Annotated in this window: 19 protein-coding genes; 9 read left to right on the plus strand and 10 right to left on the minus strand. The window is 38.9% G+C overall.

Going from position 1 to position 22,058, the window contains the following annotated elements; translation table 11 throughout:
* Position 1 precedes the first annotated feature (1 nt).
* Positions 2–967, minus strand: coding sequence for a winged helix-turn-helix domain-containing protein (locus tag ACLKML_RS15715; RefSeq protein ID WP_413283980.1), 966 nt, complete (start codon positions 965–967; stop codon positions 2–4).
* A 306-nt stretch (positions 968–1,273) separates the two neighbouring features.
* Here ACLKML_RS15715 and htpG point away from each other — a divergent pair, with 306 nt between their 5' ends.
* From htpG to rfaH, 4 genes are all read left to right on the plus strand, one after another.
* Positions 1,274–3,178 (plus strand): molecular chaperone HtpG, encoded by a 1,905-nt coding sequence (htpG, locus tag ACLKML_RS15720; protein WP_413283981.1) that lies wholly within the window; start codon positions 1,274–1,276, stop codon positions 3,176–3,178.
* Positions 3,179–3,357: 179 nt separating this feature from the next.
* Positions 3,358–4,002: an adenylate kinase gene (gene adk / locus ACLKML_RS15725; protein ID WP_413283982.1), complete on the plus strand. Its 645-nt coding sequence runs from the start codon at positions 3,358–3,360 to the stop codon at positions 4,000–4,002.
* Between the two features lie 186 nt (positions 4,003–4,188).
* Positions 4,189–5,154 carry a ferrochelatase gene (gene hemH, locus ACLKML_RS15730; protein ID WP_413283983.1) on the plus strand — a complete coding sequence of 322 codons (966 nt, stop codon included), beginning with the start codon at positions 4,189–4,191 and terminating at the stop codon, positions 5,152–5,154.
* A gap of 87 nt (positions 5,155–5,241) precedes the next feature.
* Positions 5,242–5,739 (plus strand): transcription/translation regulatory transformer protein RfaH, encoded by a 498-nt coding sequence (gene rfaH / locus ACLKML_RS15735; protein WP_413283984.1) that lies wholly within the window; start codon positions 5,242–5,244, stop codon positions 5,737–5,739.
* 142 nt (positions 5,740–5,881) lie between these two features.
* On the opposite strand, the gene asnB is transcribed toward rfaH, so the two are convergent.
* The 5 genes from asnB to nagB all read right to left on the minus strand — a co-directional run bounded on the left by asnB (position 5,882) and on the right by nagB (position 12,892).
* Positions 5,882–7,549, minus strand: coding sequence for an asparagine synthase B (gene asnB, locus ACLKML_RS15740; protein ID WP_413283985.1), 1,668 nt, complete (start codon positions 7,547–7,549; stop codon positions 5,882–5,884).
* Between the two features lie 203 nt (positions 7,550–7,752).
* Complete coding sequence (locus tag ACLKML_RS15745; protein ID WP_413283986.1) at positions 7,753–9,336, minus strand: cation:proton antiporter; 1,584 nt, start codon at positions 9,334–9,336, stop codon at positions 7,753–7,755.
* 270 nt (positions 9,337–9,606) lie between these two features.
* Positions 9,607–10,833: a DNA-binding transcriptional regulator NagC gene (gene nagC / locus ACLKML_RS15750; RefSeq protein WP_413285908.1), complete on the minus strand. Its 1,227-nt coding sequence runs from the start codon at positions 10,831–10,833 to the stop codon at positions 9,607–9,609.
* Between the two features lie 105 nt (positions 10,834–10,938).
* Complete coding sequence (nagA, locus tag ACLKML_RS15755) at positions 10,939–12,075, minus strand: N-acetylglucosamine-6-phosphate deacetylase (protein WP_413283987.1); 1,137 nt, start codon at positions 12,073–12,075, stop codon at positions 10,939–10,941.
* Positions 12,076–12,088: 13 nt separating this feature from the next.
* Positions 12,089–12,892, minus strand: a complete 804-nt coding sequence (nagB, locus tag ACLKML_RS15760; protein WP_413283988.1) for a glucosamine-6-phosphate deaminase — start codon at positions 12,890–12,892, stop codon at positions 12,089–12,091.
* Positions 12,893–13,145: 253 nt separating this feature from the next.
* Here nagB and nagE point away from each other — a divergent pair, with 253 nt between their 5' ends.
* Both nagE and glnS read left to right on the plus strand, forming a co-directional pair.
* Positions 13,146–14,618: an N-acetylglucosamine-specific PTS transporter subunit IIBC gene (gene nagE, locus ACLKML_RS15765; protein ID WP_413283989.1), complete on the plus strand. Its 1,473-nt coding sequence runs from the start codon at positions 13,146–13,148 to the stop codon at positions 14,616–14,618.
* A 167-nt stretch (positions 14,619–14,785) separates the two neighbouring features.
* Entirely contained in the window at positions 14,786–16,453 is a 1,668-nt protein-coding gene (gene glnS / locus ACLKML_RS15770) for a glutamine--tRNA ligase (RefSeq protein WP_413283990.1), read from the plus strand.
* 153 nt (positions 16,454–16,606) lie between these two features.
* Here the strand turns inward: glnS and fcrX are convergent, their stop codons facing one another.
* Complete coding sequence (gene fcrX, locus ACLKML_RS15775) at positions 16,607–17,053, minus strand: ferric iron uptake transcriptional regulator FcrX (protein ID WP_317716409.1); 447 nt, start codon at positions 17,051–17,053, stop codon at positions 16,607–16,609.
* 180 nt (positions 17,054–17,233) lie between these two features.
* Here fcrX and ACLKML_RS15780 point away from each other — a divergent pair, with 180 nt between their 5' ends.
* Entirely contained in the window at positions 17,234–17,719 is a 486-nt protein-coding gene (locus ACLKML_RS15780; protein ID WP_413283991.1) for a DUF4442 domain-containing protein, read from the plus strand.
* Positions 17,720–17,813: 94 nt separating this feature from the next.
* On the opposite strand, the gene fldA is transcribed toward ACLKML_RS15780, so the two are convergent.
* From fldA to ACLKML_RS15795, 3 genes are all read right to left on the minus strand, one after another.
* Positions 17,814–18,341: a flavodoxin FldA gene (gene fldA, locus ACLKML_RS15785; RefSeq protein ID WP_317716407.1), complete on the minus strand. Its 528-nt coding sequence runs from the start codon at positions 18,339–18,341 to the stop codon at positions 17,814–17,816.
* An 86-nt stretch (positions 18,342–18,427) separates the two neighbouring features.
* Positions 18,428–18,649, minus strand: a complete 222-nt coding sequence (locus tag ACLKML_RS15790) for a DUF2788 domain-containing protein (protein ID WP_317716406.1) — start codon at positions 18,647–18,649, stop codon at positions 18,428–18,430.
* Between the two features lie 83 nt (positions 18,650–18,732).
* Positions 18,733–19,503, minus strand: a complete 771-nt coding sequence (locus tag ACLKML_RS15795; protein WP_413283992.1) for an alpha/beta fold hydrolase — start codon at positions 19,501–19,503, stop codon at positions 18,733–18,735.
* Positions 19,504–19,664: 161 nt separating this feature from the next.
* Here ACLKML_RS15795 and seqA point away from each other — a divergent pair, with 161 nt between their 5' ends.
* Both seqA and pgm read left to right on the plus strand, forming a co-directional pair.
* Complete coding sequence (gene seqA / locus ACLKML_RS15800) at positions 19,665–20,237, plus strand: replication initiation negative regulator SeqA (RefSeq protein WP_413283993.1); 573 nt, start codon at positions 19,665–19,667, stop codon at positions 20,235–20,237.
* A 112-nt stretch (positions 20,238–20,349) separates the two neighbouring features.
* On the plus strand, positions 20,350–21,990 hold the full coding sequence (gene pgm, locus ACLKML_RS15805; protein WP_413283994.1) for a phosphoglucomutase (alpha-D-glucose-1,6-bisphosphate-dependent): 1,641 nt from the start codon (positions 20,350–20,352) through the stop codon (positions 21,988–21,990).
* Positions 21,991–22,058 lie beyond the last annotated feature (68 nt).

Genomic DNA, 22,058 nt, shown 5'->3' on the forward strand with positions numbered 1-22,058 from the left:
TCTATCTCTCCGGCTCATTGCACAGTGCGTTAGCGTTATACCGCTTAGTAAATAACTGAATGGTAACATTGTCAGCGGTATTCGATTCTGAATGTACATAATTGATAATTAAATTGTTATTAGGGCCAGCTGTTATGATGATTTTAGTTGGTTTTTGATCGAATGTGGTCGAATTGACTTCGGAAAGGTAAGCTTGCACACACTTATTGAACAGTGGCTGCCAGTGTTCCAAAGGAGGATGACGTTCTGTGGTTTGCAATGGAATACCGTCAATGGTGTCGATAAGTTTGAACTTGGATGACGCGGGTTCCATCGAAAGATAAACCAAAAGAGGTAAAAGTATAGCGATAAAAAAAATTAAGCGATGACCAATATGGTGTGTTCGTTTGTTATTTTGTACGTTGATTTTCGATGAAACATAATGATCTTGTTCTGTCGCGGTTTGCTCATTTTCCCTGCAAAGTTCAACGGCTTTACTCTCTGGCAGATCACTACTTATATTAGACTTCTCTACGTTTGCTTTGGGTAAGTTTTCGCTTGTATTAGGCCAAACCATGTTTGTACTAGAGATATCTTTAGCTATACCGGTTATCTTACCTTCGTTCAGACTAGAAAGTAGCGGCACAGTTTTTTCAACCGAGGCAATAAATTGGTAACCACGCTTGGGAACCGTTTTAATAAACTGAGGCGTTTTTGTGGAATCACAGAGTACTTTTCTAAGAGTAGAAATCGCTTGTGTTAAGCTAGAGTCATCCACTTGAAAGCCTTGCTCTCGCCAAACAAAGTCATGCAATTCATCACGAGTAATAATTTGGCTAGGACGCTTTGAAAACAGCAGTAAAATTCTACTTTCGTTACTGCCTAACCGATTTAATTCATTACTATTTGTTTTATCAACTAGCGAATCACTGTTTGGATCAAAAACAAACCGTTGTGCCAGAATAAATTTAGTACCAATGCTACTCATTTTATGGTGTGTATACCTTAAGTAATTGAATCAAAGATAGAAAACAATGAAGGAATCCTATTTGCATAATTATTAATATAGGTTTGTTATGATTGTTTGCCAAAAAGTTAACGCAGAATAGAGAAAAATAGTTGTAAAAAACACTGTTTTTATGAAAATTGACCTTGAATTTACAAATGCCACCCCTATCTATAAGCCAGCGATAGGCACGATTACGCCTCAAACTATATACAAGTCCAAGAGTACACAAGTAAGTAATAGAATTTTTTCTATTATTTCATTTATCGAATAATTAATGGAGTTAAAATGAGCGAGACGGCAACAAACAACAAAGAAACTCGTGGTTTTCAGTCGGAAGTAAAACAATTACTTCACTTAATGATCCACTCACTTTACTCAAATAAAGAGATTTTTCTCCGAGAACTGATCTCAAATGCATCCGATGCTTCTGATAAGTTGCGCTTTCAGGCTTTGTCTGATTCTGAGTTATATCAAGGTGATGCCGATTTGGGTGTGAAGCTGAGTTTTGATACAGAAGCGAAAACGTTAACCGTATCTGACAATGGTATCGGTATGAGCCGTGACGATGTGATTGAGCACTTAGGTACCATCGCTAAATCAGGTACTGCTGAGTTTTTCTCTAAGCTTTCTGACGATCAAAGTAAAGATTCTCAGTTAATTGGCCAGTTCGGTGTTGGTTTTTACTCGGCATTTATCGTTGCTGATGCAGTAACGGTAAGAACTCGTGTTGCTGGTTCCACTGCTGAAGATGCAGTGCAATGGCACTCTTCTGGAGAAGGCGAGTACACGATTGAGTCTATCAAAAAAGAAACTCGCGGTACCGATATTATTCTGCATATGCGTGAAGAAGGAGAAGAGTTCCTTTCTGAATATCGTTTGCGTGACGTTATTAGTAAATATTCTGATCATATTGGTATTCCTGTATCAATTTGGACGAAAGAGAAAGACGAAGAAGGCAACGAAAAAGAACAAGGTCAATGGGAGCAAATCAACAAAGCTCAAGCACTATGGACTCGCAATAAATCTGATATTGCCGAAGAAGAGTATCAAGAGTTTTACAAACATGTTTCTCATGATTATGCCGATCCATTGGTATGGAGCCATAATCACGTAGAAGGTAAGAACGACTACACAAGCCTATTGTATATTCCTGCCAAAGCTCCTTGGGATATGATGAACCGCGATCATAAAAGTGGCTTAAAATTATATGTTCAACGTGTCTTCATAATGGATGATGCAGAACAGTTTATGCCAACGTACTTGCGATTTGTACGTGGGTTAATTGATTCTAATGATCTTCCTTTGAACGTTTCTCGCGAAATATTACAAGATAATAAAGTGACACAGTCACTAAGAAATGCATGTACTAAACGTGTATTAACCATGTTAGAACGCGTGGCTAAAAATGATGAAGAAAAATACCTCACGTTCTGGAAAGAGTTTGGTCAAGTATTAAAAGAAGGGCCTGCGGAAGACTTTTCTAACAAAGAAAAAATTGCTGGGCTATTGCGTTTCTGTTCAACAGAGACCGATTCAGCCGATCAAACGGTTTCTTTAGCTGCCTACATTGAGCGCATGAAAGAAGAGCAAGATAAGATTTATTACCTGACGGCTGATAGCTACGCAGCAGCTAAACATAGCCCGCATTTAGAGCAGTTTAAAGCGAAAGGTATTGAAGTTATCTTGATGTGCGATCGTATTGATGAATGGTTAATGAACTATTTAACTGAGTTTGACGGTAAAGCATTCCAATCAATTACTAAAGCGGGCTTGGATCTGAGTAAGTTTGAAGACGAAGCGGAAAAAGAGAAGCAAAAAGAAACGGCTGAAGAATTTAAATCAGTTGTTGAGCGTACTAAAACTTATCTAGGCGATCGAGTAAAAGAAGTTCGTACCACGTTTAAGTTGGCCAATACTCCAGCTGTCGTTGTGACGGATGACTTTGAGATGGGTACTCAAATGGCGAAGCTTTTAGAAGCGGCGGGCCAAGATGTCCCTGAAATGAAGTATATTTTTGAAATTAATCCTGAGCACGATTTAGTTAAGCGTATGGCTGATGAAGCGGACGAAGAAGCATTTGGCCGTTGGGTAGAGGTGTTACTTGGGCAAGCGATGTTATCTGAACGTGGAGCAATGGAAGATCCAGCTCAATTCTTAGGAGCGGTAAATACCCTTTTGACTAAGGTGTAAGAGAATCAATCGCTGATCATCCGTAAACTACACAATAAGCCCGCATTCTGTGCTAGAATCCGCGGGCTTGAAAATAACTGATTAACATAAATGTTATACCGAAACTTATCGCGAACCTTTCATGATAAAAATGTGAACAGTGAGTTTCGTTATAAATTAAAAAATAAAGAGGAAATGTCATGCGCATCATTCTGCTAGGTGCCCCAGGTGCTGGTAAAGGAACACAAGCTCAATTCATCATGGAAAAATTCGGCATACCGCAAATTTCTACTGGTGACATGCTGCGTGCAGCCATCAAAGCGGGCACTGAAATGGGGAAGGCGGCTAAAGCAGTAATTGATGCTGGTCAGCTTGTTTCCGATGAAATTATTTTGGGGTTAATTAAAGAACGTATTGCACAAGATGACTGTGAAAAAGGATTTCTTCTCGATGGATTTCCTCGTACTCTTCCACAAGCTGATGGCTTGAAAGAACTTGGCGTTTCAGTTGATTACGTTATTGAAATCGATGTTGATGATAGTGTCATCGTTGAGCGTATGGCTGGCCGTCGAGCGCACTTACCTTCAGGTAGAACTTATCACACCATATTTAATCCGCCTAAAGTTGAAGGTAAAGATGATGTAACAGGTGAAGACCTTGTTATTCGCGATGATGACCAAGAAGATACAGTACGTGCTCGTTTAGGTGTTTATCATGAGCAAACGTCTCCTCTTATCGAATATTATGGAAAAGAAGCTAAAATGGGTAATACTACCTATTTGAAGTTTGATGGTACTAAGCAAGTAGCTGAAGTTAGCGCTGAAATAGAAGCTGCTCTTTCCTAACATAAATTTGACTGGTTAGCTTGTTTTTCAACTAATTTTGTTCAAAGATATAAGAAAAACCGACTACTGGTAGTCGGTTTTTTTATGCGTATTGTAACAGCGAGAGCAGGAAATCTTTGTCTAAGTTAAAACGACAAGATAAGCTGTAGGTAACAATTATTTATAAACGACAATAAGTAGTTTTGTATGGAATTGAAGAATAACAAAGGTGTGTTGTTGGTTAATTTAGGCACGCCTGATGCACCAACACCAGCGGCAGTAAAAAAATTTCTAAGTCAATTTTTGCATGATCACCGTGTTGTGGATATGACTCGTTGGCTATGGTGTCCGCTATTACACGGAATAATTCTGCCCATCCGAGCGCCTAAAGTCGCTAAATTATATAAAAGTATTTGGATGGAAGGTGGCTCGCCGTTATTGGTTCACTCTCAAAATCAGGTTAGTAAATTAGAAGTTCAATTAGGGTTGCCGGTTGAATTGGGTATGACATATGGCAACCCAAGTCTATTGATGGGGTTGGAAAATTTACAGAAACGTGGTGTAAATGAGATCATTCTGTTACCGCTTTATCCGCAGTACTCCGGTACAACAACGGGAGCGGTGCAAGATGCTTGCGATAAGGCTCTAGTTAAACTAGATGAAAAATGCCAGGTACGGTTAGTCAACGATTATCATGATCACCCACTTTATATTAAAGCGTTGGCGAATAAAGTGAGGCAATTTTGGCAGCAAAATGGCCAAGGTGATTATTTACTTTGTTCTTACCATGGTATCCCGCAGCGCTACGCAAACAATGGCGATATATATCCTCAGCACTGTGAAATGACAACACAGTTGTTGGCTAAAGAATTGGGATTAGATAGTGAAAAAATAGGTATGAGCTATCAATCTAGATTTGGTAAAGAAGAGTGGCTTAAGCCATACACTGATATGACGTTAAAAGCGTTAGCTAATAGTATGACTAAACGAGTTGATATTATTTCGCCTGCTTTTTCAGTGGATTGTTTAGAGACCTTAGAAGAATTGGCCCAAGAGTGCAAAGAATTATTTTTACAAGCTGGAGGCGAAGATTTTCGCTATATAGCCTGTTTAAATGATGATGATGAGCACATTGAAATGATGATGGAATTAGTGACCAATGACGATAGCTAGTTGTGGTTTTATCGGTTTTTTCATGGTTTAAGCAAATATCAAATTAACATTGTCATTAACGAATAATATAAATTGAGAATAAGAGTTATGAATCGTTGGTATCTTCTCTATTGTAAAAGAGGCGACTTGGAAAGGGCAAAAGCGCACTTAGAGAACCAAGGTGTCGAGTGCTATTACCCAGTGGTTGAAATTGAAAAGGTAGTACGAGGGAAAAGAAAAAAAGTTATTGAGCCACTGTTTGCTTCTTATATGTTTGTTCAGTTTGATTATGAACAAGGGCCAAGTTTTACCACAATACGCTCAACTAGAGGTGTGGTGGACTTTATTCGTCAAGGAGCATCTCCATTAGAAGTTAATGCGCAATTGGTGGCAGAAATTAAAGTGTGTGAGCAAAACACGGTGGCCCAACTTTCGGATAAATTACCTGAAAAAGGTCAAGAGGTTAGAATTATTCAAGGCCAGTTTGAAGGTATTGAAGCAATTTATAAAGAAGCGGATGGCGATAAACGTTCTGTCTTGTTAATCACATTAATGAGCAAAACGGTACCTGTTTCAGTAGACAATAGTAGTATTGAAGTCAAGTAATAGTTGATAAATTGGTCCGCAGTGATGAACAGTAATACGTCAATCACTAAAGCTTAAACTTATTTGACTTTGACTCAATATAAAACAAAGGGCAGAAATGCCCTTTGTTTTTTTAGTTATAGATACTAATTGACGATATTAATTAGTAAGAATCGTTATGAACCGCCTGTATAGCACGACCTGAAGGATCGGCCATGTTTTTAAATGTCTCATCCCACTCAATAGCTTTTGCTGATGAACAAGCGATAGAAGGGCCACCAGGTACACATTCGGCTGCAGATGGAAGCGGGAATAACTCTTCAAATATTTCACGGTACATGTAGCCTTCTTTGGTCGATGGCGTGTTGTACGGGAATCTGAACGCGGCATTTTCTAACTGTTGGTCAGTTACTTTTTCTTCAGCGAGTTCTTTTAATGAGTCGATCCAGCCATAACCTACGCCATCAGAGAACTGTTCTTTCTGACGCCATGCAATAGAATCAGGTAAATAGTCTTCAAAGCATTCACGTAGAATATGTTTTTCCATTTTTCCGTTGCCACACATCTTATCTTTTGGGTTAATACGCATAGCTACATCAATAAATTCTTTATCTAAGAATGGAACTCGTCCCTCTACACCCCAGGCCGCAAGAGATTTGTTAGCACGAGCACAATCAAACATGTTTAAGGCTAATAATTTACGGACTAATTCTTCGTGCATTTCTTTGTCGTTTGGTGCTTTGTGGAAATACAGGTAACCGCCAAATATCTCATCGGCACCTTCTCCAGAAAGAACCATCTTAATGCCCATTGCCTTGATTTTTCTACCTAGTAAGAACATTGGCGTTGAAGCTCTAATGGTGGTTACATCATAGGTTTCAATGTGATAAATCACATCACGAATGGCATCAATACCTTCTTGAACGGTATAAGTCATTTCGTGGTGCACTGTACCCAGTTTATCTGCAACTTCACGTGCAGCAACAAGATCAGGGGCTCCTTCAAGTCCAATCGCAAATGAATGAAGCTGAGGCCACCAGGCTGCTGATTTTTCATCATCTTCGATACGCATTGCGGCAAAACGTTTTGCTACCGCAGACGTGATAGATGAATCTAATCCACCAGAAAGAAGAACACCATAAGGTACGTCGGTCATTAATTGACGCTTAACCGCGTCTTCTAGTGCTTTAGTTAAATCTTCTTTGCTTGAAAGGTTATCTTTGACGGCGTTATATTCCATCCAGTCACGCTGATAGTAACGTTGAGGCTCGCTGTCGTCAGAACCGTAATAACAACCAGGAGGGAACTCACTGATGGTTTTACAAACAGGAACAAGCGCTTTCATTTCAGAGGCGATGTAGTAGTTTCCATGTTCATCATAACCTTGATACATTGGAATAATGCCAATATGGTCACGACCAACAAGATATTTATCTTTTTCTTCATCGTAAAGAATAAATGCAAATATACCGTTTAGTTCTTCTAGCAGAGCTTCTGCACCTAACTCTTGGTATAACGCTAAAATGACTTCGCAATCTGAATCGGTTTGAAAATCGTATTTATCAGCGTACTTAGCTCGGATCTCTTTGTGATTATAGATCTCTCCGTTGACCGCTAATATGTGTTTTTTATTTGGGCTATATAGCGGCTGAGCTCCACTATTTAAGCCGACAATAGACAAACGCTCGTGAGCTAAAATTGCTTGGTCTGAAGTATAGATACCAGACCAATCTGGACCACGATGACGAAGTTTTTTTGACATTTCTAGCGCTAATGGGCGCAGTGTAGCGGTATCGCTTTTAATGTCTAAAATACCAAATATTGAACACATATTATATAAATCCCTATTAAGTTCCGATGCTGCAATAGACACAATTTGCCATTATGGTTAAAAAAAGCAATCATTAATTATGGTAAAAATCACAAAACCTGTATTCGGTTAGATAATTTTTAATATTTTCCATTATAAATGAATGTTTTCTAATTAATGCTCGTTTTTGCACCGATAAAGTGAACATTGCCCACTAACGGTGATTATTGCTTAAACTCAGGTTTAAGATGGTCTATTACGTGTTGAGCAAATCCACTACCTGCTTCATTGTAAATATTAAATGCGGCATTAACACCAAGATCTTTGAGCGTTTCGACTTGATCTGGATAGCTGGCAATGGCCGCTGATTTCCCAGCGTAATATTTTGATTTTAATTGATTAAATGCTAATTCGTTACCATGGTGATTCGGCATGGCGAATAAGACCAATTGTATTTTTCCACTATCAAGGATATGTTCCCAAAAATCTGGATCGACAGCGTCACCACAAATTACATTTCGTCCTTCTTTCCTGTGCTCTATTGCTGCATCAGGGTGCAATTCTACGCCTAGAACTATTTCTCCATGCTGCTTGATTAATTCATCGTAAGCACCAGTTCCTATTCGTCCCATGCCTAAGATCAATATTTGAGCGGTGCCTGCTTTGATGGGTCTGTCCATCTGATTAAGATTTTCAGGAGTCTGTTCTTGTAACCATTTTGAGGATCGTTGATACACAGAATTACCGAATCGATTTAATGGTGCTGAGATCATAAAAGAAAGTGAAACGGCAATTGCGATAGACACTAATATATCACCAGGTAACCAGCCCATTTTAAACGCTAGACCACCAACAATAAGGCCAAATTCACTGTAATTGAACAGGGATAAACTGGTTAATAACGATGTTCTTAGCCGAAATTTGAATCTATTTAATATCAAATAGTAGATAGCGCCTTTTATTGGTAGGAGTAATAACAAGATCAGGGCGGTAATTGTTCCGGAAACAGTGGGGTATTCAGCCAGGCCGATATTGAGAAAAAAGCAGACTAAGAATAACTCTTTCAAATTAAATAAGGATTTGGATAACTCAGACGATTTTTTATGTCCAGCAAGTAATAATCCTAAAATTAATGCACCTAAGTCAGGCTTAAGACCAACCACATCAAATAAACCAGCACCAACCACTAATGCCATAAATATGCCAAATATGACCAGCATTTCACCATGACCAACCCAATGCAATAATCGATAGAAAAAAGGCCTTAACATAGGCAAAGCAAATAGGCTTATAGCGTACCATTCTGGTACTTTACCAGTAGAAATTGTTAGAAATAATACAGCCAAAATATCCTGCATGATCAGAATACCAATAGCGAGGGTTCCATAGGTGGTATTCATTTCCCCTTTTTCTTCTAGATGCTTTACCGCGAATACCGTACTTGAAAAAGAAAGTGCAAAACTTAGCAGCAATATTTGGCTGAATGTCATCGCACTAAAACTTATGACACCGATAAACTTTAATGCGACGATACAGAGAGTAAAAAATAAGGTAGATAATACGTTATGAAGTGTCGCACCTGCCCATATTTCTTTCGATAAAAGCGTTTTGATATCTAATTTAAGTCCGATAGTAAAAAGTAGCAACGTGACGCCCAAATCGGATAAGAGTTCAATGTTTTCGTTAGATTCAAAGCCTGAAAATTTCAAAATAAAACCAGCAAGCAGAAAGCCAACGAGAGGTGGTAAATTGCATCTCAGTGCAATAAAACCCATGATAAAAGAGGCGGAAATTAAAAGGATGTCCATACAAACCTACAATGTAATTTTAGACCAACTTACGACAACTTAAACAGCGAACATACCTAACACACTTAAACAGACAGGCCTTTCAACGGATACGTATTTAAATTGATATATATTCAAACAAGCAGGCACGTGAAAACTAGGCCGAAAAGATGATATTATTTCGGCTTAATTATGAGTATTTACAAATGGTAGTGAATGCTTGCAACAAACGTTCTATTTATTCAAGCATAACCTAGACAATGTTGCTACAGAAAATTATTTATCTACAGTTCAGGTTATGATTGATGGTTCGAGAAGCTTTTGTAGTAATACACCATTAAGCATGGCGCGCTTTATCATCGAAAATGCTCCGATGGTCGGTTTATTTTCCAATTCGGACACAACTATAGGTAGATTAGTGTGGAATCGTGTTAGTGACTGAGCTTCAATATTTCGACGTATGGCTGGAATAAGTAATTCCGATGCTTGAGTTATATCACCCGCAATTACAATTTTTTGTGGGTTAAATAAGTTAATAGTTATCGCTATCGCTTTACCTAAATCATTACCGACACGAATTAAACTTTGTTTAGCTAATTCATCGTCATGTAGTGCGTGCTGACAAACGTCGCTAATCGTTATATCGGCTAATGTAGCAAGCGAGGAAGGGTAACCTTTACTTAAGCGAGATCTGATACCTTGTAAAATGGCCGGATTGGAGGCAACCGTTTCTAAACAGCCATAATTACCACACTGGCATTGTGCTCCCAGTGGGTCTATTTGGATATGACCAATTTCTCCAACGTTTCTATTGGACCCTAAAAAAACTTGGCCGTTGACGATAATACCTGCGCCGGTACCATTGTGGACGCTAACAAGTATTGAATCACTCGCATCTTGACTGGCCCCAAAATAGTATTCAGCTAATGCTCGGCCTCTAATGTCATTACCAATAAAGCACTCAACATTGAATGTCCGTTTGACAGCATCGACAAGTTCAAAATTATCGACATCTGTATTAGGAATATAATCGACAATGCCTTCTTCTGGATTAATTAAACCCGGTAACACAATGCCGATAGCGATTAATTGATTAATCGTTTCTGATTGGTGCTCTAAAAAGTGTTGAATATGTTGTAACAGACCTGATTCGAGCTCAGTTTGATTGCTATAAATGAAGGAACTATTATAGCTAGCCAGTTCTACCGCACCTAAATCAAATAAACTTAAATGGATATAATCGCGCCCTAATCTTATTGCAATTGAGTGAAACAGTGACACTTCTGTTTTTAGAGAAATAGCACGGCGTCCGCCGGTTGATGCTTGTTGTGCTACTTCTTTTATCAATCCTCTTTGCATTAACTGCCTAGTGATTTTAGTAACGCTTGCCGGAGCTAGTTGACTAGCATCCGCTACTTGAATTCGAGAAATTGGACCTTGTTGGTCTATAACACTATAAACAGCTGCACTATTGAGCTGTTTTACAAGATCCACGTTGCCTATTTGTCCGCCAGTCACTGTCTGTTCACCAATCATTTTGTTCGCTAATCACTTTTTCGTTATCGTGATTGTTCAAATCATAGTTTGGTTCACAAGGTTTTTATGTCTGCTCGCAAACTATCGTTAATTTCTCTGGTATTGTCCGTTTACAACGGTTGCTTGAACCTTAAATTTATCGTCAAAAATGGTAAGGTTAGCGACCATTTGAGCTTTAATTTGGCCTAACTTATTCTCTACACCTATTGCTTGTGCAGGATAAAGCGTCGCCATTCTTAATGCTTCATCTAATTCTAATCCTACCTGTTCCACGCTATTCTGCACCGCCTCAATCATGGTAAGTGCCGAACCGCCAAGCGTGCCATTTTCATCTACACACTTGCCATTGCGATAATATACTTTCTTTCCAACAAAAATAAAGTGATCCATATCTGCACCGGCGGGAGCTGTGGCGTCCGTCACTAATATAAGCTTTTCCCCTTTAATTTTATGGGCAATACGGATATTGGCATAATCCACATGAAAGCCATCGACAATAATGCCTGCATATACCTCTGGAGAATCAAAAATAGCGCCTACTGCGCCTGGTTCCCGACCAAGCATTGGTGTCATCGCGTTAAATAAATGAGTGGCGAAACTAATTCCAGATTCGATACCTTGTTTTGCTTGTGCATAAGTGGCATTAGTGTGTCCCATAGAGACGACAATGCCAGCGTTTTTTAAACGTTCAATGAGTTCAGGTTTATTTTGTTCCGGAGCTAAAGTGACCTTGGAGATTAACTGACTATTAGAGCAGATATAATCAATCATCATATTATCGGCTTGGCGAATAAACTCGGGATTATGAATGCCTTTTTTTTCTATATTTAGATAAGGTCCTTCTAAATGTAAACCCAGTGCCTGATTTTGGTACCGGGTATTGTATTCACGCTGAACTTCAATTGCTTGTTGCATATTACTATCTGATGAAGTGATCAGTGTTGGTAGAAAACTAGTACAACCTGATCTCAGGTTTGCTCGATGCATTGTTTCGAGTGTTTTTACTGATATGTCATCGTTAAACATTACTCCGCCACAACCATTTAATTGCAAATCTATAAAACCTGGGCTTATGTTGGCACCATTTAGGTCAATAGATTTGATGTCTTTGGCGAGAGCTGTGTCTAAGCAGATAGAATGTATGATTCCATTTTCAATCAGTAGTGAAGCGTTTTGCACTACTTCACTACCGGTGAATATTTTACAGTTGGTTAGCGCGTACATAAATATTATCCTGTTACTTAAGGTGTTGGATCTCTTTGGCTTCTAACTCTTTAAAGTATTTTACTGTTTTTACTTTTAGCTCTTGAGTCGCGCTTTCGTCACATACAATGATAGATTTTGCATGCAGTTGTAATGCTGAAATGGTCCAAAGATGATTAACGCAACCTTCAACAGCCGCCTGCAAAGCTAATGCTTTGTTGTGTCCGGAAACCAGCAGAAGGACTTCTTTAGAATCAAGCAAGGTACCTACACCAATAGTTAATGCATATTTAGGTACTTGATTAACATCATTGTCGAAAAATCGAGAGTTAGCGATACGCGTATCTTCAGTTAGTGTTTTTATCCGTGTTCTAGAAGATAACGAAGACGCTGGCTCGTTGAATGCAATGTGACCATCATTTCCGACGCCACCCATAAAGAGATGAATTTGGCCGAATGAGCGAATTTTCTCTTCATATTGCCTGCATTCCTCCTCATGATCTGAGGTGTTTCCGTTCAGTAGGTTAATGTTTTTTTCTTGGATATCAACATGATTAAAAAAGTTTTCATACATAAAGGTTCGATATGATTCGGGATGATCTTCTGGCAGCCCAACATATTCATCCATGTTAAATGTTACTACGTTCTCAAAACTTACTTCACCAGCTTTATAAAGTGCAATTAAGTGTTTGTAGGTATTAAGAGGTGTTCCTCCAGTCGGTAAGCCTAATACAAACGGATTGCCCTTAGTTGGTTTAAACTTATTAATACGATTAACTATATATTTTGCTGACCATAAACCAATATGTTCCGATGTGTTAAGTGGAATTAATCTCATTTTTGCACCTCAATTTCATGTGGAAAGTAAAGTAATATTAGTACTTCGTCTTTGTTAATTCGAATCATAAAATAAGTTTTATGATCGTGCTAGCAAAAAGTACTTTAGGTACGAATAAAAAGTGACGTGAGTCAAACTTTTACCTTGATTAATTTGCGAAGTAAAATTATGCACATAAACTGAACAGGACTAAATTAGAAAGCTAAAATAAGTCTTTCGAACCAAACTGATTTCCTATAGGAGGGAATGCAAAGTGAATATTCTTGGATATTTTCAAAAAGTAGGTAAAGCATTGATGGTTCCGGTAGCAACATTACCAGCAGCCGCAATACTCATGGGGATCGGTTATTGGATCGACCCGACAGGTTGGGGTGGCAATAATGCGTTTGCCGCCTTTTTAATCAAAGCGGGTGCAGCAATTATTGACAATATGTCAGTATTGTTTGCTATTGGTGTTGCGTACGGTATGTCTAAAGACAAAGACGGTGCAGCTGCGCTTGCTGGTTTTGTTGGCTATATGGTGATAACAACCTTGTGTAGTGCAGGTTCAGTTGAAGCTATTGGCTTAGTGACATTGGATGAAGGCTCGACACTTGCTTTCAATAAGATTGGCAATCAATTTGTCGGTATTTTATCGGGTATTGGTGCTGCTGAAATTTACAATCGCTACTATAAAGTTGAACTTCATAAAGCGTTAGCGTTCTTTAGTGGTAAACGTTTAGTACCTATTTTAACTTCATTCGCTGCAATTGGCGCCTCTTTTGTTCTCATGTTTGCATGGCCAATTATTTTCGGTGGATTGATTTCGTTTGGTGAAAATATCGTTGGTTTGGGTGAAGTAGGTTCAGGTTTGTATGGCTTCTTTAACCGCCTCTTGATTCCAGTCGGTCTCCACCATGCATTAAACTCTGTATTCTGGTTTGATATGGCTGGAATCAATGACTTAGGTAATTGGTGGACACCAAACGCAGTTGAAGCTGGCGTTGGTGTTGTGGGTGAAACAGGTCGCTATATGGCTGGTTTCTTCCCAATTATGATGTTTGGTTTACCTGGTGCTGCTTTGGCTATTTATCATACGGCTAAACCAGAGCACAAAACTCGAGTAGCTTCTATAATGATTGCTGCAGGTTTTGCTTCTTTCTTTACCGGTGTGACTGAGCCACTTGAATTCTCCTTTATGTTCTTGGCGCCTGTACTGTATGTTCTACATGCCGCATTAACGGGGCTGTCCCTTTATATTGCAGATATCATGAACTGGACTGCTGGTTTTGGATTTTCTGCAGGTCTGGTCGATATGGTGCTTTCTGCACAAAACCCATTAGCAAATAAATGGTATATGCTGATTGTTCAAGGTTTTGCGTTCTTTGGTATTTATTATTTCGTCTTCCGTTGGGCTATCGTTAAGTTTGGTCTTAAGACTCCGGGCCGTGAAAGTGATGAAATGAATGAAGCGAGTTCTTCGTCTGCGAGTGATGATACTGCTGAATTAGCAAAACAATATTTGGCTGTACTTGGTGGACATGAAAACTTACGGAATATTGATGCGTGTATTACGCGTTTACGTTTAACAGTAATTGATATGAGTGTTATCAATGAAAATGAATTGAAAGCACTTGGCGCGATGGGAGTAGTAAAACTTGGCAGTAATAATGTACAAGTTATTCTTGGGCCGTTAGCTGAAATTATTGCGGGCGAAATGAAAAATATCCCTGCTTCTACGCGTTAAATCTGCGTAAAATTGCTTTTCATACACTAACCTCCCATTTTTGGGAGGTTTTTTTATTCTACTGATAAGTAATTTGGCAAGAAATGTTCTGTTTTAGTTGTGTAAATATGGTGAATCGTGGATCATTAGCGAAACTATTTTTTGACATTAGACTAGAGGGTGCATAGATGACTGAAGCTGAGGCTCGTCCATCAAATTTTATTCGCCAAATCATTGATAAAGATTTAGCGGATGGCAAACACACTAGCGTGCATACCCGATTTCCGCCAGAGCCAAATGGCTATCTGCATATCGGTCACGCTAAATCCATTTGTTTGAATTTTGGTATTGCTCAGGATTATCAGGGTCAGTGTAATCTTCGATTTGACGATACTAACCCAGAAAAAGAAGACATCGAATATGTAGAGTCGATTAAAAATGATGTGAATTGGCTAGGTTTTCAATGGTCAGGAGATATCCATTATTCTTCAAATTATTTTGACCACCTTTATGGTTACGCGATTGAACTTATTAATAAAGGTTTGGCGTATGTTGATGAACTGAGTCCTGATCAGATTCGCGAATACCGAGGTACGTTAAAAGAGCCGGGTAAACATAGCCCATATCGTGATCGTACGGTTGAAGAGAACCTATCGTTATTTGAAAAAATGCGTGATGGTGGATTTGCAGAAGGTACCGCGTGTCTACGAGCTAAGATTGATATGGCATCTCCATTTATGGTGATGCGAGATCCGGTTATATATCGCGTCCGTTTTGCTCAACATCATCAAACCGGCGATAAATGGTGCATTTATCCAATGTACGATTTCACTCATTGTATTTCTGATGCGTTAGAAGGGATAACTCATTCTATTTGTACGTTAGAGTTTCAAGATAACCGTCGTTTATATGATTGGGTTTTGGACAATATTACCATTGATTGTCAGCCTCGACAGTACGAATTTAGCCGTTTAAATCTTGAATATACTGTGATGTCTAAGCGTAAATTGAATCAATTGGTTACAGAAAAGCTCGTCAACGGTTGGGATGATCCACGTATGCCGACCATTTCTGGCTTACGTCGCCGTGGATTTACCGCTGCTTCTATTCGTGAGTTTTGTTTACGCATAGGTGTAACAAAGCAAGAAAATATGATTGAGTTTAGCTCACTTGAATCGTGTATTCGTGATGATTTGAATGAGAATGCACCTCGCGCAATGGCCGTGTTAGATCCTATTAAGGTTGTGCTGGAAAACTTTGAAGCAGATAAAATTGAAATCCTGAATGTTGCAAATCATCCAAATAATCCCGAAATGGGTAGCCGTGAAGTGCCTTTTACCCGTGAAATTTGGATTGAGCGAGACGATTTCCGTGAAGAAGCTAACAAAAAATATAAGCGTCTAGTATTGGGGAAAGAAGTTCGTTTACGTGGCGCTTACGTGATTAAAGCTGAGCGAATAGAAAAAGATGCTCAAGGCAATATCACCACTATATTTTGCAGTTACGATACCGAAACGCTAGGTAAAAACCCAGCAGACGGTCGTAAAGTAAAAGGAGTGATACACTGGGTGTCTGCTGATAAAGGGCTACCTGTAGAAATTCGATTATATGATCGCTTATTTACAGTACCCAATCCAGCTGCTGCTGAAGATTTTAAAGCCACAATTAACCCAGAGTCTTTGTTGATTAAAAATGGTTATGTAGAACCAAGTTTAATGGCCGCATTACCAGAACAAGGCGTGCAGTTTGAGCGTACTGGGTATTTTTGTGCAGATAGTAAAGATTCGAAGCCAGAGGCGTTAGTCTTTAATCGTACAGTAGGGCTACGCGATACATGGGCAAAGCAAAGCGTATAGCCACCAAGCTTACTAAATAACCTGAATTCAAAGCCATCTTATCTAGAGCTCAGGTTAACTTGCTACTCGTACAAAGCAATAATGAAAATAAAAACGCCTAGGGTAATTTACCTTAGGCGTTTTAGTTTGCATCCATTGTCTATTATTATTCGGTTACTTAATTTTATGCAGTTCCGGATTTTCTTTACAATTTCCAACACTGCATTTTCCATATAGATAGAGACTGTGATTGGTCAGCTCTATGTTATATGACTCTGCGATTTCTTGTTGGCGTTTCTCTATCATGTCATCTGAAAACTCAATCACGGCGCCACAGTCTAAGCAAACTAGATGATCATGATGGTGTTGAGTGGATAATTCAAATACAGATTTTCCACCTTCAAAATGATGTCGAGTGACAATTCCTGCGTCATCAAATTGGTTTAAAACACGATAAACCGTAGCAAGGCCTATTTCTTCACCTTGATCTATTAGCAACTTATATAACTCTTCTGCGCTAATATGTTGACACTGTGGTTGTTGAAGCACTTCAAGTATTTTTAAGCGAGGTAATGTTACTTTCAATCCCGCATCTTTAAGCGCTTTATTGTTATCTGACATATTCTTTCCTGTAGGCGAACTAATTTCTTAAATGCGACAGCATCAATATTACACATTATAGGGTAGCATTCATTAACATTAAACCTCAAACGTCAGAGGCTTAACAAGAAAAGTTGTAATAAGTTAATAATTTTAGTTACTGTAACCTATAAATAACATTTTGTTAACACTGAGGTGATTATGAATAAAACGTTAGCAAAGCTGTATAAGCCAAATTTAGTGAGACATGCACTTAACAGTTGGCCTCCATTTTGGGGGGCGGGCATCAAAATAACCAATATCAGTGAAGACTTTCGCAATGTAAACATCAAACTAAAGTTACGTTGGTGGAATAAGAACGCCAATAGAACTCAATATGGTGGGAGTATTTTTTCTTTAACGGATCCCGTTTACGCTTTGATGTTGATGGGGATACTTGGTGATAAGTATTTTGTGTGGGATAAAGAAGCGAGTATAAACTTTATTAAACCAGGAAAAACAGATTTATATGCTGATTTTCAAATTACGCAGGCCATGTTAGATGACATTTTGAATAATACCGCCAATGGAGAAAAGTGTTTCCCGCAATTTATGACCTACGTGAAAGATAATAATGGGGTTATTGTCGCGGAAGTACAAAGAAAACTGTATGTAAGAAAGAAACCGCAATATAGAGAAGAACAATAGTATAAGAGAAGAACAATAATCTTAGCGAATAAAAAATGCCTCTAAGAGGCATTTTCGATATATCGTAATTGAAACGACGGGGCAGCTACAAAGCTTAGTCTTCAAGCTCGGCAAGACACATCTCGTCGTAAATTTGCTTAACCCAGTTTGACACTCGTTCATCAGTCAGTTCCGGTTGACGATCTTCATCAATACACAAACCAACAAATGTTTCGTCGTCGATAAGCGCTTTTGATGCTTCAAACTCGTAGCTTTCTGTTGGCCAGTTGCCTAAAACAGTTCCGCCTTTTGCTTCGACGATATCGCGGATATTTCCCATCGCATCACAGAAATATTCGGCGTAATCTTCTTGATCACCGCAACCGAAAATAGCAACAAGCTTAGTAGAAAAATCTATGTCTTCTAATTCAGGGAAAAAGTCATCCCAGTCACATTGTGCTTCTCCGTAGTACCAAGTTGGTATACCCAGTATAAGAAGATCAAAGTTGTCGATATCTTCTTTACTACTTTTCGCGATGTCTTGAACGTGAACCAGTTTTTTACTCAATTGTTTTTGAATCATCTTAGCGACAGCTTCTGTGTTGCCGGTGTCACTGCCAAAGAAGAGACCTACACTTGCCATATTTGTATACCTATTGATAATTTGTGATGTTGGCCAAACGCGCTATGGACAGTATGTTACTACCGCCTAGCTTTGACGAATTCTGGTTAACCTAAACCAGTTCCTTCCCAAGCTATTTGGATAATGCCTTTGGCAATGAATCCAGCGCAGCCTAAAAATAGAACCATCCATACGATACGTTGACCAAATACTGGAACATTACCCTGCTTAAGTACATCTTTTATCGCCATCCCTATGAGGAAAAAAATAGACGCAAATAAAAGATCTAAACCGATGGATTCCAATAAATCGTAATACTCGTAAAGCATAGTTGCCCTTTATACCAAATTTGTGGGTGAACTATACCACTGTTAATCATTAAAGTTAATGTGAAGCAGCACAGTTTAGCAGTCTATTTTTTATCGAGAAATCGTCTTATAACTCTAATCACTTCTTGTGGCTTTTCTGCATGCAACCAATGGCCAGTATTAGCAATAACATGAGCTTTTGCATCGGCGAATTGAGCTTGTATCAATGGTTGCTGTTCTTGAGTTAGATAGTCAGACTCGCCACCTTTAATAAATAAGGTCGGAATTCGAGTCTTTTCAATACGATCCCAACCGAGAATATAATTATAATTATCCATTATAGATTTAACATTAAAACGCCAGTTGAATCCTGTTTCAGAGCGAAATAATGATTTACTCAAAAACTGCCTAACACCATCTAATTCTATGTGCTGTGCTAATATTTCCATCGCTGCAACGCGAGTTTGAGGCTGGGTTGCTTGTACCGCTTGTAGACCAGCAAAAACATTGTCATGCTTTCTTTTTATGTAGGCAACAGGCGCCATGTCTAAGACGATAAGTTTATTGATATTATCTGCATATTGGCTCGCAAGTTTTATTGCCACTTTGCCACCCATTGAGTGGCCAATTAACGTGATATTTTTTAGCTCTAGTGAGGTAATTAACTGCTGAACATCGTCTGCCATTGCTGAATAAGTATGTTCATTTGAATGAAACGACAAGCCATGGTTTCGCAAATCCATAGACAAGACCTGATGATCGCGTTCGAGTTCTCGAGCCAGAAGTCCTAAATTGTCTAGATTACCAAATAGACCGTGTATTAATACTACCGTTGGCCCCTTGCCTTGAAGTTTATAGTTGAGCAGCTCAGACATTGTATTTATTTTCGATAAAAAAGGGAAAGAACGTTCATGGTAGTAATCCAAATGTCGCTGTGCAACCCAAAAATGCAGAAATACGATCTTGGAAACTCGCATCTTATGTTTGAATGAGTATAATCAACCAGATATTAATACAGTGAGATTGTGAAAAGCGAATGAAAACAATTGAAGTTGATGAGGATCTATACCGTTATATTGCAAGTCAGACTCAGCATATTGGTGAAAGCGCGTCAGATATATTGCGCCGTTTGCTGATTGTAGCTGAGGATAAGCAAGGTTTACCTCAAATCGCAGAAGCTACAGGCGCGCAGAAAGTGCCTCTTGCTACCAAAGAACCAGTTGGTATTGTTGTGAGTAAAGATGCAGGGAATACCGAGAAAGTTAATGGTGTGAAAGCGATGCGAATGTTACTTATCTCTGATGAATATTCAGAAAGTAACAAAGCAATAGATCGTTTTCTACAAGTTTTGTCTACGTTATACCGTATAAACAATGAAAGTTTTGCAGAAGCTACTCAAGTGAAAGGGCGAACACGTGTTTATTTTGCTGATAATGAAGACGTACTTTTAGCCAGTGGCAAAACAACCAAACCTCGCTCTATACCAAATACACCATTCTGGGTTATTACTAATAATAACACCAATAGAAAACGTCAAATGGTTGATCAGTTGATGACCAGAATGAACTTCCAGCAAGATTTAATAGAAAAAGTGTGCAGTTCGATTTAATTTTTGATTTGTGCTGTGGTATTCAAATGTATATAAGCCTCATAATGAACTGATTCCTCAGATGTCGTTATGAGGCTTTTTATTTAGGCTTTAGTTATTAAAGGATTACAAAATGGCAATGCATCCCCGAGCTGGGCAGAAAGCCCAACAACAAGATCTCACCAATATTCCTGCATTAGTATCAAGTTATTATTTGTTGCAGCCTGATAGTGAAGACACCGCAAAACGTGTTGCGTTTGGTACGTCTGGTCATCGTGGTTGTTCAGAAAAAGAGACGTTTAATGAGAATCATATTCTTGCTATTGCACAAGCCATAGCAGAAGTTCGAGCGGAAAAAGGGACTACAGGGCCTTTATTTCTAGGTAAGGATACTCACGCTCTTTCTGAACCGGCTTTTTGTAGTGTAATAGAAGTATTGGTTGCTAATGATGTGAAAGTGATTGTTCAAGAAAACAATGGTTTTACGCCCACGCCTGGTATTTCACACGCTATTTTGACTTATAACCTTCAACATGATGACAAAGCCGATGGGATTGTCATTACTCCTTCTCACAATCCACCTCAAGATGGCGGAATTAAATATAATCCACCACATGGTGGCCCAGCAGAAGGTGACTTAACCCAGGCTATTGAAGATCGTGCTAATGAATTGATCGCGAATGAAATGACTGGTGTTAAAGCCATGCCAAGTGGTGCAGCTAAGCAACTTATATCTGAAGTTGACCTTGTGCAACCTTACGTTGACGATTTAGTTAATGTTGTTGATATGCAAGCGATTCAAAATGCCAATATCAAAATTGGCGTAGATCCATTAGGGGGATCGGGCATCGAATATTGGCGACAAATAGCGAAAACCTATAATTTAGATTTAACCTTAGTTAACGAAGCGATTGACCCATCATTCCAATTTATGTCTTTGGACAAAGATGGCGCTATTCGTATGGACTGTTCTTCACCTTATGCTATGGCGAGTTTACTGGCATTAAAAGATGATTACGATTTAGCATTTGGTAACGACCCAGATTACGATCGTCATGGTATTGTTACCCCTAAAGGTCTGATGAACCCTAATCATTATTTGGCGGTATGTATTGATTACCTTTATCGCCATCGCGACGGTTGGGGGAAAAATGTTGCGGTAGGAAAAACACTGGTTTCAAGTGCATTAATCGACCGTGTTGTTGCCGATCTCGGTCGAGATCTGTGTGAAGTACCTGTTGGCTTTAAATGGTTTGTTGATGGTTTATACGATGGTTCATTTGGCTTTGGTGGTGAAGAAAGTGCTGGTGCTTCTTTCCTACGTAAAGACGGTACACCTTGGTCTACTGATAAAGATGGTATTTTATTGTGTTTGTTAGGTGCAGAAATTACCGCTGTGACAGGAAAAAATCCGCAACAATATTATGAAGAATTGGCCGCCAAACACGGTTCTTCAGAGTATAACCGTATATCTGCTGTGGCTAATGCCGAGCAAAAACGCGTTTTATCTAAGCTTTCTCCTGACATGGTTTCAGCAGAAACGTTAGCAGGAGAGCGTATTACTGCAAGATTGACTCATGCTCCTGGTAATGGCGCTGCGATTGGTGGATTGAAAGTAACCACGGAAAACGGTTGGTTTGCAGCTCGTCCATCTGGGACGGAAGAGATTTATAAAATTTATTGTGAAAGCTTTAAAGGTGAAGCGCATTTAAAAGCTATCGAAAAAGAAGCACAAGAAATTGTAAATCAAGTCTTTAAAGAAGCAGGACTATAGTTTTATCGCTGTTTAATGCGTTAATCTACCGCGATTTTAAAGTTAATAAATTTGAAAACCGATACGGT

Origin of the sequence: Vibrio sp. MA40-2 (assembly GCF_047302445.1) — a bacterium.
In the GTDB taxonomy this organism is placed as follows: domain Bacteria; phylum Pseudomonadota; class Gammaproteobacteria; order Enterobacterales; family Vibrionaceae; genus Vibrio.